Origin of the sequence: Streptomyces sp. HB132, assembly GCF_016909575.1 — a bacterium.
Lineage (GTDB): Bacteria > Actinomycetota > Actinomycetes > Streptomycetales > Streptomycetaceae > Streptomyces.
In genome coordinates this window covers 387,617-404,367 of the sequence record NZ_JAFBGA010000007.1, presented here as the reverse complement: position 1 = coordinate 404,367, position 16,751 = coordinate 387,617, and the positions used below count along the sequence as shown (strand labels likewise).

Annotated in this window: 10 protein-coding genes and 1 pseudogene; 8 read left to right on the top strand and 3 right to left on the bottom strand. The window is 69.3% G+C overall.

All coding sequences use genetic code 11. The annotated features are described in order from the left end of the window. Positions 1–14: 14 nt before the first annotated feature. Entirely contained in the window at positions 15–725 is a 711-nt protein-coding gene (locus tag JOC24_RS18855) for a glycosyltransferase family 2 protein (RefSeq protein ID WP_239580614.1), read from the top strand. Between the two features lie 128 nt (positions 726–853). Here JOC24_RS18855 and JOC24_RS18850 read toward each other — a convergent pair whose 3' ends face one another. Then, a complete protein-coding gene (locus JOC24_RS18850; protein ID WP_205021486.1) occupies positions 854–2,035 on the bottom strand; it encodes a DUF2235 domain-containing protein in 1,182 nt (393 codons plus the stop codon). A gap of 377 nt (positions 2,036–2,412) precedes the next feature. On the opposite strand from JOC24_RS18850, the gene JOC24_RS18845 reads away from it, so the two are divergent. The 6 genes and pseudogenes from JOC24_RS18845 to JOC24_RS18820 all read left to right on the top strand — a co-directional run bounded on the left by JOC24_RS18845 (position 2,413) and on the right by JOC24_RS18820 (position 14,001). Next, positions 2,413–3,990 carry a hypothetical protein gene (locus tag JOC24_RS18845; protein WP_205021485.1) on the top strand — a complete coding sequence of 526 codons (1,578 nt, stop codon included), beginning with the start codon at positions 2,413–2,415 and terminating at the stop codon, positions 3,988–3,990. A 639-nt stretch (positions 3,991–4,629) separates the two neighbouring features. After that, complete coding sequence (locus JOC24_RS18840; protein ID WP_205021484.1) at positions 4,630–7,410, top strand: glycosyl hydrolase; 2,781 nt, start codon at positions 4,630–4,632, stop codon at positions 7,408–7,410. 252 nt (positions 7,411–7,662) lie between these two features. Beyond that, on the top strand, positions 7,663–10,254 hold the full coding sequence (locus JOC24_RS18835) for a glycoside hydrolase family 9 protein (RefSeq protein WP_205021531.1): 2,592 nt from the start codon (positions 7,663–7,665) through the stop codon (positions 10,252–10,254). Positions 10,255–10,491: 237 nt separating this feature from the next. Further along, positions 10,492–11,119: pseudogene (locus JOC24_RS18830) on the top strand (GNAT family N-acetyltransferase). Positions 11,120–11,585: 466 nt separating this feature from the next. Beyond that, entirely contained in the window at positions 11,586–13,109 is a 1,524-nt protein-coding gene (locus JOC24_RS18825) for a catalase (RefSeq protein ID WP_205021483.1), read from the top strand. 292 nt (positions 13,110–13,401) lie between these two features. After that, positions 13,402–14,001 carry a GOLPH3/VPS74 family protein gene (locus JOC24_RS18820; protein ID WP_205021482.1) on the top strand — a complete coding sequence of 200 codons (600 nt, stop codon included), beginning with the start codon at positions 13,402–13,404 and terminating at the stop codon, positions 13,999–14,001. Positions 14,002–14,179: 178 nt separating this feature from the next. Here the strand turns inward: JOC24_RS18820 and JOC24_RS18815 are convergent, their stop codons facing one another. After that, positions 14,180–14,572: an STAS domain-containing protein gene (locus JOC24_RS18815; protein WP_205021481.1), complete on the bottom strand. Its 393-nt coding sequence runs from the start codon at positions 14,570–14,572 to the stop codon at positions 14,180–14,182. Between the two features lie 309 nt (positions 14,573–14,881). Here JOC24_RS18815 and JOC24_RS18810 point away from each other — a divergent pair, with 309 nt between their 5' ends. Then, positions 14,882–15,379 (top strand): MarR family winged helix-turn-helix transcriptional regulator, encoded by a 498-nt coding sequence (locus JOC24_RS18810; protein WP_205021480.1) that lies wholly within the window; start codon positions 14,882–14,884, stop codon positions 15,377–15,379. Between the two features lie 28 nt (positions 15,380–15,407). On the opposite strand, the gene JOC24_RS18805 is transcribed toward JOC24_RS18810, so the two are convergent. Beyond that, positions 15,408–16,604 (bottom strand): PP2C family protein-serine/threonine phosphatase, encoded by a 1,197-nt coding sequence (locus JOC24_RS18805; RefSeq protein WP_205021479.1) that lies wholly within the window; start codon positions 16,602–16,604, stop codon positions 15,408–15,410. Positions 16,605–16,751: the final 147 nt, after the last annotated feature.

Here is a 16,751-nt window from a genome sequence, read left to right as displayed (position 1 = left end):
AAGGGATCCTGGCCATGGCCGTGGTCATACCGGCGCACAACGAGCAGGCGCTGTTGGGCGCCGCTCTGGCCGCCGTGTCCCGCGCCGGCCGTCACCCCGCCCTCGCGCGCACCCGACTCCTGGTGGTGGTCGCAGCGGACGCATGTACCGACGCGACCGAATCGGTGGCACGTCAGGCAGGCGCTTTGATCGCCCCGCTCGACGCACGTAGCCCCGGGCGGGCCAGAGCCGAGGGCACGAGGATCGCCTTGCGTACTCTCAACCTGGACCCGCGCAATGTATGGATCGCCTCGACCGACGCCGACAGTGAGGTACCGTCCGGCTGGCTCGCTCACCAGCGTGCATGCGTAGAGGAGGGCTGGGACGCGGTGGTGGGTACCGTCCGCCCTCAGGGATGGCACCCCGCGCTCAGCGAAGTGATCCATCGTCATGTTCGGGAGTACGAGGAGGCCGGTCATCACCCGGGCCGGCCTGATCTTCACTCACATGTGCACGGCGCGAACCTGGGTGTGCGAGCCGATGCGTACCTGCGCTGCGGGGGCTACCCCACGGTGGCCACGGGTGAGGACCATGCGCTCGTAGGTGCGTTGGAGGCGGGCGGTCATCGCGTCCTGCGAACCAGACGCTTCCCGGTGCTCACCTCCGCGCGTCTTGCGGCCCGTGCTCAGGGCGGGTACGGCGAACACCTGGGCCGACTCGCAGCGCCCGTACGGCAGCTCGACTGAAGGCGGGGCGCCTTGCTTCGGAACAAGGTGTGCGCGGGGCACGATGTGCACCCCCACCATTCCTCCTCGGACAACGACTGAGTATCGGGTGATGCTTCGACCCGTCACCAGGGGCTGCGGTCACCCCCTCAGCTGGTGCGGCGGGCCCCCGGTGCGGTCGCGGCAGTCGTCACCGGCGGCAGGCCTGCGAGGTCCAGCAGCAGGACCGGCTCCAGCCGGATTCGCTCCCGGGTGGTGAGATACCGTCCGAGCTCTGGCGGACGGTAGTCGGTGTCGCGGTCGTAGCGCTCCTTGGCCGGGATCGCCAGGTACTCGTTCCCGTCGGGCTCGTGCGTGTCGTTCACCGCGCTGCCCACGGGCCGGTGACGGACCTTGGCCAACCGGTACATGCCCTTGCGGGACTCGTGCATCCGGATCATTCCATCCGGAGCGACCCGGAAGTCGATGCTCTTCTCCGGCCTCATCACTTTCGGCCCGGCCGCGCTGAGCGCGTCGTCGTCGATCTCCAGCCCGTAGCGCCTGGCCTGGTCCACCATCCACAGCAGCGTGATGTCGGACAGTCCCGCCTCCTTGTAGCCGCCCCCGACATCGCAATGCACACCGGCGAACCAGACCTGCTTCAGCTCCTGCCCCTGCCGTGCGGCGTCGGGGCGCTGGTGCCACAGCGTCGGTTGGAACGCCGAGCGCTTCTCGTCGATGGCCAGCGCGTGGAAAGCCCCCTTGATCCAACCGCTCAGCTGGGTGTCGTGGAACTCCCAGCGGTGATTGAACCGGTTCACCAGCGGATGGAGCAGAGCGGCATCCGGTAGCGGTATGCCCAGCGCCCCGACGGTGTCCCACACCCCGATGAAGCGAATCCCCGTCTCGCGCGCGTACGAACGTCGGAACAACGTGGATGCCGCGCCGTTCGGTTGCTCGATTCGATCCCGGTAGAGCGACCACGCCTCCTGCATCAGGTCGGCGTGTTCCCGCCGCAGGATGCCACTGTTGCGCACCAGCCCCGCCAGGCTCCGGGCGGTGAACGCGCCCCGGCTGAAGCCGAAGAGGAACAGTTGGTCGCCCGGTTCGTAGGTCTCCACGAGGAACCTGTAGGCATCAGCGACATTGCGTGAGAGCCCCATACCGAAGGCCCCGCCCTGCAGCCGCTCCCATCGCCGACTGCCGACGCCGCTGTGGTAGTAGACCCGCTGTTCCTTCTGTGCGGTGGCCCCCTGGCGCACGGACAGAGCGACTTTGGCCACGTTCGTCTTGCTCGGCTGATCGGCGAAGTTCCATGTGCCGTCACAGCAGACGACCAGACGCTTGGCCATGACCACCCCTCCTCGCGAAGGCTTGAAGTGGCGCCCAGCACCACTTCCATGCTTCCACCAGGCGGCAAGCCGCGCCATATGTGAGGAGGACGGCGCGCGGGAGCGTACGCCTGTCCCGTGCATCCTCGACCGGTCGAAGGAGCATGTTCGCCCTGCCGGGCAGATCGGTGCGCCGGGCTCTCCACGTCGAAGGCCTCGGTGCACTGCGCCGGGATGCCTTTCCTCGTCGACCCCCACGATCAGGTGTCGCGACGCTCCTTCGCATCCACCACGTCGCGTCCCACAGCATCCGTGAGGAGTTTCCCCGCTGCACCCCTTCCGTTGGTCAAGCCTGGCTACCCTCGCCTCGCCCGGCCCGGTACTGGAGAGGCACATCCATGAGCACCCCGATCCACCGCACCTCTGGACGGCAGTCCGCGGCAGTCCTGACGTCGGCCCGGCAGCATCGGGAAGGGAGCCGGATCAAGAGCACGTCCGCGCGCTCCACGGAGCACGCGTTCCTCGAGTTGCAGTCACGTGTCGGCAACCGGGCCATGGCCGCGGCGGTGCAGCGGACCCGGGACACCGCGAGAGGGAAGACGGCGGAGAACAACGACGCGTCCGCCGGCGCGAGGAAGAAGAACTACCGCGACCGGATCGCCGGGCTCCTCGACAGGTTCAAGAAGAATCTCGAGCCCATCGACACCTTCGTCAAGGGATTCCAGACCCCCACGAACGCGGCCTTCACCCAGCAGGCCGCCGTCGCGGCCAACGAGGGCCTCAAGCACTCCGCCGCCGCGTCGGGCACCTCCGCCGCGTCGGGGAACCTCCTGACGGAGGCCGCCGGCACCGTGGTCAGTGGCATGGACGCGTACAAGAACATGAAGGACGCCAGGAAGTACGAGACCGGGGCCGGCCACCACACGGCGAAGAAGAAGGCCAGGACCAAGGGGACCGACACGGTCGTCGGCGCCGCCGGTTCGGCGAGTTACAGCGCCGCCATCGCCAAGGAGGTGACCAAGATCCAGAAGGCGGCGGACGCCGCGGTGGCGTCCGAGGCGAGCGGTATCGCAGGCGCCTCCATCGGCGCGATCAAGGGCATGCGGTCCGTCTTCCGCGTCGGGGGAGCGGCCCGCAAGTACAAGCGGGTCAAGAATCTGGGAGACCCTCACGTCGTCCACGCGGGGTCGCTGGCCCGGCTGAACGAGTCGCGGGAGCACGCCGACTGGGCCGCAGCGGAGGCTTACGTCGCGCTGGACGCCTATTGGAACCATGAGGGTCAGGGGCGGCTGGAGCTCGTCTCCGAGGCCGTCGACGCCGCCTGGGAGGCGATGGGTGAAGCCCGTGACGCCGCCGAGAGCCTCCAGCGCGCCGAAAGGGATGTGGAAATGCTGAGCACGGTGCAGGGGTACGCGAAGAAGAAACAGCTCGCCAAGATGGGCAAGGAGACGGTCGGCGGCGGGGGCGAGTCCACCAAGGCGGCGGCCGGAGTCGTGACGGCGGTCGCGGCGGGAACAGTGGGGCTGGCGAGCAACCCGGTCGGATGGGGCCTCGCCGGGGCCGGGGCCGGCCTCGTCCTCGGCGTCACCATGTACAAGGCGCTCAGGGCCGCCACGAAGCGCTACGAAGAGGTCCACCATCCCGAGCGCTGGGCGCCGGAGGGCGAGACCCCGGCGGAGGCCGCGTCCCGCAAGGAGTCGCTGAAGCATGCCCTCAAGTTCTGGAGGAAGGTGTCGAAGGGCGAACGTCAGGCCATGGCGCGCGAGATCTACGCCTTGGCGGCGGGTCCCGACATCTCCGGGAGCGGCAACACGACGGCCGAGATGAGAGAGTCCGCCAGGGCCCTGCTCATCGCTCTCAAAGCCGGCCCCGCCAAGCACAAGCTGGAGCCGGGGGCGTGGGCCGAGACCCTCAACGACCCGGCGAGAAGCGCCGAATGGGTCAAGGAGATAGCGGAGCAGCTGGCCTCCGGGTGACCTCGAGGCCGCCATCGCTGTGGTGGGGCGCAACGGACTCTCGACACCACCACCTGGAAACCCCGGTACCGGCACAGGGTGGGAAAGTGGCCGAGCACGAGGTCGCGTTCACCCCGCGCAGATGCCTCCCGCAGCGAGCGGCGGTCGGACACCGCTCCTGGCGGCACAGACCTCGACCGGACGCCCCGCAGAGTCGCGCCCCGAGCGTTCATGACCCGATCGGGTCGACTCCGGCGCGCCGCATAGTCGACGGAGTCACGCTCGAGCCCTCGCCCCCGGCGCTCTCCACCACTGGTTCACGGCAGGCCACCGAACTGGTCACGGAAGGAACGGGCCTGACCCCAGAACCGCCACGAGACACCCGAAGGCCGAGGACGATCCGGCATCAGTATCGGCCGCCGCTCCCCCACGACGCCAGGCTCTCCGGTCCGCACCCGCCCCGCGCCCTCACAACCTGTGCCCGGAGCGCATGCCGGGCACCCTCCCCCGGTCAAGTCCCGAACACATGGCGACGTTGCGTGACACCCAACTCCCCAGTGTGTCAACTCTATTGACACTTACCTTTCACAGGTTTTACGTTCCGTGGCACGTGAGAGCGCTCTCAGGCGCTCTCTGCCCCCACGTGACGAGGTGCTGCCCGTGCAAGCCTCCCTCTCCAGACCCGCAGCGGCGACGATCCTGGCCGTCGCCCTGGCCGCCGTAGGTCTAGGACCTGCCGCGCCCCCGGCGGCAGCCGCCACCATCCCAGCAGGCTCCGGCAGCTACACAGACAGCCGCCCCGCCGGAACCTCAGGTCCCACCACCAACACCGGCGCCCCCGTCACCCCCAAGGTCACGGCGTCGGCGAAGAACAAGCCGGTCCCCACCAATGACTGGTGGTCCTCCCTCGCCTACCAGCGCTACGGCGACAATCCGTACTCCACCCCCATGTACGGGCACCCGCTGACCTACCAGGCGACCTCCGGCGGACTGGAGGTCGGCTACCCGACCACCCCCGCGGTCGTCGGGGAGGGCCGCCAGTACGAATACGCCCACAAGGCCGACCTCACCGTGGGCCTCAGCGGGCTGAACTCCCCGGACACGAAGGCCGACGACTGGTCCGACTGGACGGTCACCCCCTACTGGGCGGACGGCACCCGCACCCTGCGCACGACCATCGGGCACGGCATGCCGTTCGTGTACGCGAAGGGCTCCGGCGGTGACGCCCGGATCACCACGGCCGGCACCCCCACCGTCTTCGCGGACAACGGCAACGTCCTCGGCATCACGGTCGCGGGCCACCACTACGCCCTGTTCGCCCCGACCGGGAGCGACTGGAACGTCTCCGGCACGGCGATCACCGCCGGGCTCGGCGGCAAGGACTACTTCTCGCTCGCCGTGCTGCCGTCCACGGACGCGCTCGCGACCTACCGGAAGTACGCGTTCAGTTTCGTCACCGGATCCAAGGTGGCCTGGGAGTCCACCGGCGGCACGGTCAAGGCGACCTACAGCCTGACCACGGAGGCCAAGGAGGGCACCGAACGCGGCACGCTCCAGGCGCTGTACCGCCACCAGTGGCTGCACACCTCCGACGCGCTCACGCCGTACACGTACGTCTCCCCGCGCGGGACCATGAAGGTCCGGGAGTCCGCCTCCTTCACCACCAGCCAGAAGAACCAGGGCGTGCTGCCCGCCCTGCCCGCGTCCAGCGGGGTCGACAAGGCGCGGCTGACCGGCTACCTGAACGAGGTGGCGAACGCCTCCGATCCGTTCTCCGGGGCGAGTGACACGTACTGGACCGGCAAGGCGCTCGGCCGTCTCGCCCAACTGGTGCCCGTGGCCGACCAGATCGGCCAGCCGGGGATCCGGGACAAGCTGCTCGGCCTGATGAAGGGCCGCCTCCAGGAGTGGTTCACGGCTGGCGGCGCAGCTGAGTTCAGCTACGACAAGGACTGGAAGACGCTGACCGGCTACCCGGCCTCGTACGGCAGTGACACGGAGCTGAACGACCACCACTTCCACTACAGCTACTACGTGTACGCGGCGGCGATCGTCGCCCAGTACGACCAGGCGTGGGCTGCGGACTCCGCCTGGGGCGCCATGGTCAAGACCCTGGTGCGGGACACCGCCAACCCCAGCCGCACGGACACCGCGTACCCGTTCCTGCGCGGCTTCGACGTGTACGCGGGCCACAGCTGGGCCTCCGGCCACCAGGGTTTCGCGGCGGGCAACAATCAGGAGTCCTCCTCGGAGTCCATCAACCTCAGTGCGGGCCTCGTCCTGTGGGGCGCGGCTACGGGTGACACCGGGCTGCGCGACCTCGGCAGCTACCTGCTGACCACCGAGTCGGAGGCGATCACGCAGTACTGGTTCGACGCCGACCAGCAGGTCTTCCCGAGCTCCTTCGGGCACGACACGGTCGGCATGGTGTGGGGCAGCGGCGGCGCGTACTCCACCTGGTGGACCGCGAACCCTGAGGAGATCCACGGCATCAACGTCCTTCCGGTCACGGGGGGTTCGTTGCACCTGGCCCGCGAGAAGGCCGCCATCAAGCGGAACATCGCCGAGATGGAGCGGGAGAACGGCGGTCCGGCCGTCGAGTGGCGGGACCTCCTGTGGCAGTTCGAGTCGCTGGCCGATCCTGCGGCGGCGAACGCCAAGTGGGACGCGGGCAACGCGGGTTACACCCCGGAGCAGGGCGAGTCCAAGGCGCACACGTATCACTGGATCACCACGCTGAACAGCCTGGGCGCCCCCGACATGACGGTCAGCGGGAACATCCCGACCTCCGCCGTCTTCACCAAGAACGGCGTGCGGACGTACAGCGCCCACAACCACGGATCCACCGCCCGCACCGTCACCTTCTCCGACGGCGCGACGCTCTCCGTTCCCGCCCGCTCGACGGCCACCGGGACGGGTACAGGTGGCGGCGATCCGGACCCGGAGGAACCGGGTCCGTCCACGGGCAACACCTTCCGGCTGAAGTCCGGCGGCACCCTCACCACCGCCACGGACGGCGCGGCCGGAGCCGACACACTGGCCTCGGCCGACGGCGTCAACCGGGACGGTACGCCGTACAAGCCGACGGTCTACGAGATCAAGAAGGTCGACGGGACACTCGCGGCGGGCGCGTCGACCGCCTTCCGTCTTCGGGTCGACGCGGGTACCAAGGTGGGTCTCGCCCCTCAGGTGAGGATCAGTTACGACCTCACCGGCGACGGAACGGTCGACCGGTCCGAGACCTTCCGCTACTTCGCGACCGACCCGGTCACCGGGTGGGAGGAGTACTCCCAGGCCGTGGGCGCCGCGGCGGTGACCGGAAGCCTGGGCGATCTCAAGGGCGGCACGGTCCGCCTGGAGATCTGGAACGCGCTGGGCAACGGCACCTCCCAGGTGCAGACCGGCACGGACGCGGCGGTCGTGAAGATCCCGTACGTCTAGGCGCCTCCGTGTGCGGCGGGTCCAGGGCCTCTCGGCCCGGGACCCGCCGTCTCTGTCATGCCCCTGGCGGAATACACGATCCACCTCCACAATGCGAATGGGAGCGCTCCCACTTCAGGATGCCCCACTGCTCCGCGACCCCCGCTCCCCACGCCCCGCATCTGTCGACGAAAGGCCTTCCCGGTGCATTCCTCACCACCCTCCGCACGGCCCGTGCGCGTTCGCCCCTGGCACGGGCGACGCGTGTCCCGGATTTCCGCTGCCGCGTTACTGCTCGTGGCGGCGCTGGCGATGCACGGCACGGCCGGTGCACTGGAAGCCGAACCCGGCCCGGAGCAGATCTCCAACGGTGACTTCGCCGCCGGCACCGCACCGTGGTGGTGGACGGACAACGCGCCGTCGGCCGTGTCGGACGGCCGGCTGTGCGCCGAGGTGCCCGCCGGTACGTCCAACGCCTGGGACGTCATCATCGGCCAGAACGACGTCCCGATCGTCGCGGGCGAGAGCTACCAGCTGTCCTACACGGCCAGTTCGGCCGTGCCACTGACCGTCCAGACACGGGTCCAGGAGGCGGTCGACCCGTACACGACGGTGCTCGCCACCGCGGACCCGGTGGGTACGGAGGTCACGCAGGTGACACGTACGTTCACGGCCTCGGTGGACCTGCCTGCCGCGTCGGTGCAGTTGCAGATCGGCGGCGGTGAGCGTGCCACGGTCTTCTGCCTGGACGACGTGTCGCTGCGGGGCGGGGCCGAACCCCCCGTGTACGTACCGGACACCGGATCGCCCGTCCGTGTCAACCAGGTCGGGTATCTGCCCCACGGCCCCAAGGGCGGCACCGTGGTGACCGATGCCGACGCGCCGCTGACGTGGACGGTGAAGGCCGCCGACGGCTCGACGGCCGCCACCGGGGCGACCGTTCCGCAGGGCGAGGACCCCAGCTCACGTCAGCGGGTCCACACCTTCGAATTCGGTGGCCTCACCACGGCGGGCGACCGCTACACCGTGGAGGTCGACGGCGAGGTGAGCGAACCGTTCTCGATCCGCGGGGACCTGTACGACGGGCTGCGCTCCGACGCGCTGGCGTACTTCTACCACAACCGCAGCGGCACCCCGATCGAGGCGGACCTCGTCGGTGAGCAGTACGCGCGCCCGGCCGGCCACATCGGTGTGGCACCCAACAAGGGCGACAGGGACGTCCCCTGCCAGCCTGGGGTCTGTGACTACCGGCTGGATGTGTCGGGCGGCTGGTACGACGCGGGCGACCACGGCAAGTACGTCGTCAACGGCGGTATCTCGGTGGCCCAGCTGATGTCCACGTACGAGCGCACCCTGACCGCTCCTGACGCCGAGGCGGCAGAGCTCGGTGACGATGAGCTGCGGGTGCCCGAACGCGACAACGGGGTGCCGGACATCCTGGACGAAGCGCGCTGGGAGATGGACTTCCTGATCAGGATGCAGGTCCCGGCCGGCGAGACGCTGGCGGGGATGGCGCACCACAAGATGCACGACGCCGAATGGACCGGGCTGCCGATGAAGCCCCATCTCGACCCCCAGCAACGCGAGTTGCATCCCCCGTCGACGGCAGCCACGCTGAACCTCGCCGCCTCGGCCGCCCAGTGCGCCCGGCTGTACGCCCCCTTCGACGAGGACTTCTCCGACCGCTGCCTGCGGGCCGCCGAGACCGCTTGGGCCGCGGCGAAGCAGCACCCGGACGTGCTCGCCGATCCGAACGACGGCACCGGCGGCGGCACGTACAGCGACAACGACGTCTCGGACGAGTTCTACTGGGCGGCCGCCGAACTGTTCACCACGACGGGCAAGGACACCTACCGCCAGGCGGTGCTCTCCTCCGCCCTGCACGGTGACACGGACGCGGTCTTCCCGGCGGGCGGCGGCATCTCGTGGGGCTCCACCGGCGGGCTGGGTGTGCTGACCCTGGCCACCGTGCCGAACGGTCTGACAGCGGCGCAGCTCGGTGAGGTGCGCTCCGTCGTCACCACGGCCGCCGACCGCTACGCCGCGCAGTCCCGCACGCAGGCGTACGGGCTCCCGTACGCCCCCTCCGGCGAGGACTACGTCTGGGGATCCAACAGTCAGGTCCTGAACAACATGATCGTGCTGGCAACGGCGCACGACCTGACAGGCGAAGCCGCTTACCAGGACGCGGTGCTGAGCGGCGCCGACTATCTCCTGGGCCGCAATCCCCTCAACCAGTCGTATGTCACCGGCTACGGCGAGCGCGACTCCCACAACCAGCACCACCGCTTCTGGGCGCATCAGAACGATTCCGCTCTGCCGAACCCCGCGCCCGGTGCGGTGGCGGGCGGGCCCAACCTCACCGCGATCGCCTCCGGAGATCCGGTCGCGGCGGAGAAACTGAGCGGATGCGCTCCGGCCATGTGCTACATCGACGACATCGGCTCCTGGGCCACCAACGAGATCACCATCAACTGGAACGCGCCGCTGGCCTTCATCGCCTCCTACCTGGACGACGCGGGCGAGGGCGGGCAGCCGGGCCCGGCCCGCACGTGCAAGGTGGCCTACTCCTCACACCCGTGGAACAGCGGCTCGACGGTAACGGTCCGTGTCGAGAACACCGGCTCGGAGCCGGTCTCGCCGTGGGCGCTGACCTGGATGCTGTCCGGCGACCAGCGACTGAGCCACACCTGGAGCGCGGAGTTCGCACAGCACGGCCGCACGGTCAGCGCCAGGCCGCTGTCATGGAACCGGACCCTGGCACCGGGGGCAGCGGTCGACTTCGGCTTCAATACCTCGACTGCGGGCCCGGCACCGGATCCGGGATCGTTCAAGCTGAACGGCCGGGCCTGCGCACCGAGCTGATCCGGGCGCAGGTGTCGTGGAAGCCCGGGCGCGGTGGACCTTCGCGGGACGCCGCTCCCGGGCCGGCGGCTGTCGATCTGGTTCGACCGGGCGACGAAGGCCCGGACCGCCGCCAGGATTGCGGTAGGTGCCTCGCCTCATCGGTCCTGCCGGATGCGGCGTCTCGGTGGTGCTCTCAGCGGGGACACCACTGGCAGACGGATTGCTCGGGAGCCGGAAGCACCTCGGCCGGGCCGCATGACCGGACTGCGTACCGACCGTCTCACCCTTCGTCGATGGTGTGACTCCGACCTCGGACCAATGGGCGGCGGTGAACGCCGGTCCCAAGGTCCGGGAGCGCTTGGGTGACGTGCTCACCAGTGCGGAAGGGCGATGCCTCCGTGGCCCGGTTCCAGGCCGAGTTCGACCAGCGAGGCTACGGATGGTGGGCGGTCGAGGTTCAGGCCGCGCGCGAGTCCATCGGCTTCGCGGGGTTGGACCAGGTGGATGACGGCGTGCCGTTCACAGGCGTGGAGATCGGCTGGAGGCTCGCCCGTTCGGCCCGGGGCCGGGGCGATGCCACCGAGGCCGCGCGGGCAGTCATGGCCAACGGCTTCGACAGCCTTGGCTCCCCGAGATTCTCGCTGCCGCAACAGCCGCCGACCATCGGTCGCGGGCGGTGACGCGCCTGATCGGGATGACCCGGAACCCGGCAGACGACTTCGATGACGCCACCGCACCGGAAGTGCCGCTGCGCCCGAACGTGCTGTACCGCAGTGCCCGCGGCAGGAGGATCAGAGGCCCCCCACCGGATCGCTCGGTCAGGATGCGGATCCGGGGGAGCCGCCGGTGCAGCGGACGCTTGTCCGTACCGATGACGACATGACGGCGGAGAGACCGTCCAGCTCCCAATGGACGAAGAGGGGCGGGCCGGGTTCTTCGCCTGCGTGGTCCGCCATCGGTCCTGGCCCTCGCGCGGGCCAGGACCGGTCGGCAGGCCGAGGAGCCCTGCGGGCTGTCGGGTGCGCCTGAGCGACGTCCGGACCCTGGGACGTGTGCCCCCGAGCGGGGATCCTCCGGCGCCGGCGGTCACCGACCGTCGATCGTTCCGGGCCTATGCGGCGGATGCGTATGAGGCGTGCGTGAACGCGCGCCTCCGATGGCCCGCTTGTCCAGGTTTAACTATGTTGATTACGGTTACTGGTGCGGCGATGCCAGAAAAGCGGGCAGACGCCGGGTGGCATGGCCGTCCCGTTCGGGGATCCAGGTCCGGTCTCGACGTCGATGTGCCACCCCATGTCCGTTGCCCGCCGACGTTTCGCACTCGTACCCCACGACGAAGGGGAAAGAAAGTGACCGACACCTCGCACGAGCCGACCACCAGTGACTCCGGCGCCCCCGTCGAGAGCGACGAACATTCGCTCACCGTCGGTCCGGGCGGTCCGATCCTGCTGCAGGACTCCTACCTGATCGAGCAGATGGCTCAGTTCAACCGGGAGCGCATCCCCGAGCGTCAGCCGCATGCCAAGGGCAGCGGCGCCTTCGGGCATTTCGAGGTGACGGGAGATGTCAGCGGCTACACCAAGGCCGCCCTCTTCCAGCCCGGCACCACGACCGACCTGGTCATCCGTTTCTCCACCGTCGCCGGTGAGCGGGGCAGCCCGGACACCTGGCGCGACCCGCGCGGCTTCGCGGTGAAGTTCTACACCAGCGAAGGCAACTACGACATGGTGGGCAACAACACCCCCGTGTTCTTCGTGAAGGACCCGATGAAGTTCCAGCACTTCATCCGGTCCCAGAAGCGTCGCGCGGACAACAATCTCCGCGACCACGACATGCAGTGGGACTTCTGGACGCTCTCGCCCGAGTCCGCCCACCAGGTCACCTGGCTGATGGGGGATCGCGGCATCCCGCGTACGTGGCGCCACATGAACGGCTACACCTCCCACACCTATATGTGGATCAATGCGCAGGGCGAGCGCTTCTGGGTGAAGTACCACTTCAAGACCGACCAGGGTGTCGAGACGTTCACCCAGGACGAGGCCGACCAGATGGCCTCCGCCGACACGGATTACCACACGCGTGATCTGTTCGAGCACATCCGCGACGGCGAGTTCCCGAGCTGGACGCTGTACGTCCAGGTCATGCCGTACGAGGACGCGGTCGACTACCGGTTCAACCCGTTCGACCTGACCAAGGTGTGGCCGCACGGCGACTACCCGCTGGTCGAGGTGGGGCGGATGACTCTGGACCGCAACCCCACCGACAACCACGCCGAGATCGAACAGGCGGCGTTCCAGCCGAACAACCTGGTCCCGGGCATCGGCCCGAGCCCGGACCGGATGCTGCTGGCGCGGCTGTTCTCGTACGCGGACGCGCACCGCCACCGCATCGGGGCCAATTACCAGCAGTTGCCTGTCAACTCCCCCGTCGCGCCGGTGCGCACCTACTCCAAGGACGGGGCGATGGCGTACCGGAAAACCACCGATCCCGTGTACGCCCCGAACTCGAAGGGGGGCCCGGCCGCCGACACCGACCGCTACGGGAACCCGCCGAGCTGGCACACCGACGGCGACATCACCCGGGCTGCCTACGTCTCCCACGCGGAGGACGACGACTGGGGCCAGGCGGGCACCATGGTGCGCAAGGTCCTCGACGACGCGGGGCGGGACCGGCTGGTGGACAACGTCGTCGGCCACCTGCTGAACGGTGTCACCGAGCCGGTGCTGCTGCGGGCTTTCGAGTACTGGTCGAACGTCGACAGGACGCTCGGTGAGCGCATCGAGAAGGGGGTGCGCGCCAAGGCGGGCGAGAAGGACCCCAAGGCTGCGCAGCAGGGCAACCCCGCACGCCGGTCGATGCAGGACAAGGCCTGATCTCCCGGAGTACACCCCGACCCACGCGCTGCGCCCCCGGCCGATGCCGGGGGCGCGGCGCGTGCCGGCTTGGCCCCCTCCCCCACGGCGCCGCGTCCGCTCGCACTCCCGGCCCGAGCCCAGGTCTCGCGTCGCGTGTGCCTGTCGGTCGTGGTTCTCGACGGGCGAGGCCCCTCCCGGACGGCAGGGCATGGGTGGCTGGGCGGGGAGTGATACTGGAACTGCGCGTACGAGGGGCAGCCTCGCGCCGGTAGTGGCATCACGGTGTAGACAAGACCGAGGGGAGCCGTTCATGACTGCGGCGAAAGACCTGTTCATCATCGCTGTGGACCCGGATCGTTCCGTGGGGCAGGGCGACCTGTCGCTCGCGCTCGCGGGAGCCGAACTGATCGATCTCCTCTCATCGGCGCACACCGTCACCCTGGACGGCGATCTGATCGTCCCGGGCCGGCAGTCGCCGGACGATCGCCTGTTGGGTGAGGCGTGGTCGGCTCTTGCCGGTCAGGCGCCGTACGAGCGGGTCGAGGACTGGCTGTGGCGGCGAGGGCACGATCTCTCCGCGGCGTACCAGACGGCTCTCGAAGAAGAGGGTCTCCTCCATCAGCAGCGGCGGGGCCGATCGGCGTTCGGAGCCGAACGCGTGGAACCGGTCGATTCGCCCGCTCGTCGCCAGGCTTTGAGCCGCTGGGCGGACAGCGAGCCCGTTCTCGTCGCGCTCGCCTCTGCCGTGGGGATCCGGGACGGACAGTCCGAGGACGAGCCGGATATCGATGACGAAGCTGTCACGACCGTCCTCGTGGCGGTCAACGACGCGGTGATGGAGCTGGAGGCGGAACGTCAGAAGCGTGCCATCGAGAACACGGCGTTCGCCAACCTCTGGCGCGGCCCCTAGCGGAAACGCGTGGGCGACGGCCTGGCCTTCGAACACGTGGGCGTGGGGTTACGTGTCGTACGTTTCGCCCTCGTGACCTACGGGGTGTCGTCGTTCGCCTACGTGGCCCCCGCCCTGTCCCGCACACGGCTGGACCGAACGGCGGCGGGGCGAACAGGGGCGGTGCGCCTCGGCCCGTCTAACGGGTCCCGCACTCTTCCGGCGTGTTGCCGGGCCTCGCTATGAGGGTCAGGGCTTCGGCGGTGCTGGGAAGCGCCGGTATCAGCGCACCGACTCCCGTGACGTCGAGCAGCCTCGTGAGGTGTGGTGGCGCGGCGGCCAAGGACAGGGATCCGTGCCGGTCCTTGGCAAACCGCAGGATGCCGATCATCGTATTGAGTCCGGAGGAGTCACAGAACTCCACGGGCGCCATGTCGAGGACCAGGTGTGAGCTGCCCTGCCTGATCAGTTCGAGTGCTCTGGTCCGCAGGGCGGGCGCGCTGTCGACGTCGATCTCGCCCGCCACGGTGAGGACGGCGGTCGAATCCATCGGCTGCCGGACGGTGAGGGTGAGGCTCGGGCGTTGCGTCATGGGGTTCAGTGCTCCAGGCCGGGGAGCGGTAGCCGCCCTGCCGGGGGCGGCGGTGACCGCTGGGTGATCACGCGTGGGCTGTCGAGTGCGGAACCTTACCCCACGACAACTATTGTCATGCGGAAACATATCAGGGTGGGCGCCGCTCACAGGAACCGTGGCGGACGGAGGTACGATGTCCGGGGCCACGCGCGTGTCCCGGAGATCTCGCCCTGGCTTTCCATACGAGCGCATCAGTGCCCGGCTCGCTTGCTCGGTCCGGTGGCCAGACGGACGAGTGAGCCAATGCCGGAACGGAGTGTCATCGAAATGGGCCTGCCCCCCGAACCCGACCACCGGCGCCGGGATGCGGCGCGTGAGGGTTCCGAGTTCGTGGAACTCCTGGAAGTCCTCTGGGAGCACGGACGCGAGGCCGTCCCCACAGGCCCGGTATCCCCCTCCCAGCTCCGCGTGCTGTACACGCTGGACCGGGAGGAGGGCATCAACCTGCGCATGCTCGCCGAGGCCCTGGGCTCGGCCTCCCCCTCGGTCAGCAGGCTGTGCGACCGGCTTCAGGCCACCGGATTCGTGGAACGCACCCCCAGCCCGGTGAGCCGACGGGAGCTGGAGCTCAGGCTGACCAGCCACGGCAAGGCATACCTCGTCGACCTGCGTATGCGCCGGGAAGAGGTGCTGATGTCCACGATCGACGCCATGCCCGCCAAGGCACGCCGCTCGCTCCTCGACGGGCTCAGGGCCTTCCGCAACGCGTCCGCGTCCTCCGGGAAGGACAGCGGCGGAGCGAGACCCTTGCGGTCAACCGGGTAGAGGCCGGTCGACCGCCCGCAGGCCGAAATCAGACAGATGTGTCGCCGGTGGACGACTGCCGGCCGAACCAGTCCAGGCAGACCACCAGGGCATCGTCGTCCAGCGGGGTGGCACCTCGGTGGTCCCGCAGGTCTCGGAGTACTGCCAGTGGCACCTGCTCGGACGGCAGGAAGCGGTGCGCTGACAGCGATCGTGCGATCGCGCGCTCCCCGTAGCGTTCGCCTGCCGCCGACGCGCTGTCGTAGACACCGTCGCTGCCGATCAGCAGTCTGTCGCCGGGCTCGACGCGCAGACGCTCCGTGACGTATTCCGTTTCTTCGAACATGCCCAGCGGGAGCTGCGCGTCGAAGTCGACCGACTCGACGTTGCGCCCCCTCAGCCGCCACATCCGCGGGGATCCCGCGTCCACGGCCTCCACCTCCCCCGTCGCCAGATCGAAGCGGAGGAGCAGGACCGCCGCATGGAGGGCGCCGCGGTGCTGGGCGTAGACGGCCTGGTCGGCGAGGCTGGCCTGACCCGCGAGATCGAGGCCGGCACGTCGGGCGTTGCGCAAGGCGCTGACGACGAGATTGGTCAGGAGGGCCGCCTCCATTCCCGTGCCCATGCCGTTGGTGACGGTGAGGGTGAGGTGATGGGCAGAGACCGACCAGTCGAAGTTGTCGCCGAAGATGGCGTACGCGGGCTCCAGATGGGCGCCCAGCCTGAACTCGGGGCGGGACACCGAGCGCCCCGGCAGCAACTGCCACTGCATCTCGGCGGCGAGGGTCAGCCTCGTGGCCCGGCGGGCGAGAAGGTAGAGGTCGGTGTCCCGTTCGGCGACGAGGATCTCGTGACCGAGCGCTTCGCAGATCTGCTGCATCTCCGCAAGGTCCGCCGGGGAGAAGCCGTCCTCCGCCCCGGTGACGGTGAGAACCCCGAGCCGGTCACCCCGGACGGTAACCGGCAGATGCGTGTTCTGCGGGCCCGGTCCGGACCGGGCGGTCCTGGGCTCCACATAGGGCTGCTGGGCACCGAAGGCCCGGCCCTGCGGGCTGCCATGAACGTGCACCGGCTCGGCAAGGGGCGCCTCGGACACCACCTGGAGCGTGGTCATGCCGTAGTCGGCAAGCCGCAGCTCCACGCTCTGCACGGCGTAATGCTCCCGCAGAGCCACCGCGATGACGTCGAGGAGCAGATGGGGAGCGGCCTTACGCAGCTCTCGCTCGACCGCTGCGTATCTGTCCACGTGATCCTGCTTCTCATCGTGCTGCGCCGAAACCCCGGACCGCCCTCGGGCCCGGGCCGGCCTCCAGCGTACGGGGCCTGTACCCGATCCAGCATGGCGCGCCCGGAGGGATCGCGCCGGTGGAGGGCGCTGCTCATTCTACGATGT

What these genes read in the sequence shown, in the direction of transcription:
- JOC24_RS18815 (WP_205021481.1), bottom strand. Translation starts at nt 14,572, where the DNA reads ATGACGCAACGCCCGAGCCTCACCCTCACCGTCCGGCAGCCGATGGAT.
- JOC24_RS18810 (WP_205021480.1), top strand. Translation starts at nt 14,882, where the DNA reads ATGGGCCTGCCCCCCGAACCCGACCACCGGCGCCGGGATGCGGCGCGT.
- JOC24_RS18850 (WP_205021486.1), bottom strand. Translation starts at nt 2,035, where the DNA reads ATGGCCAAGCGTCTGGTCGTCTGCTGTGACGGCACATGGAACTTCGCC.
- JOC24_RS18820 (WP_205021482.1), top strand. Translation starts at nt 13,402, where the DNA reads ATGACTGCGGCGAAAGACCTGTTCATCATCGCTGTGGACCCGGATCGT.
- JOC24_RS18845 (WP_205021485.1), top strand. Translation starts at nt 2,413, where the DNA reads ATGAGCACCCCGATCCACCGCACCTCTGGACGGCAGTCCGCGGCAGTC.
- JOC24_RS18855 (WP_239580614.1), top strand. Translation starts at nt 15, where the DNA reads ATGGCCGTGGTCATACCGGCGCACAACGAGCAGGCGCTGTTGGGCGCC.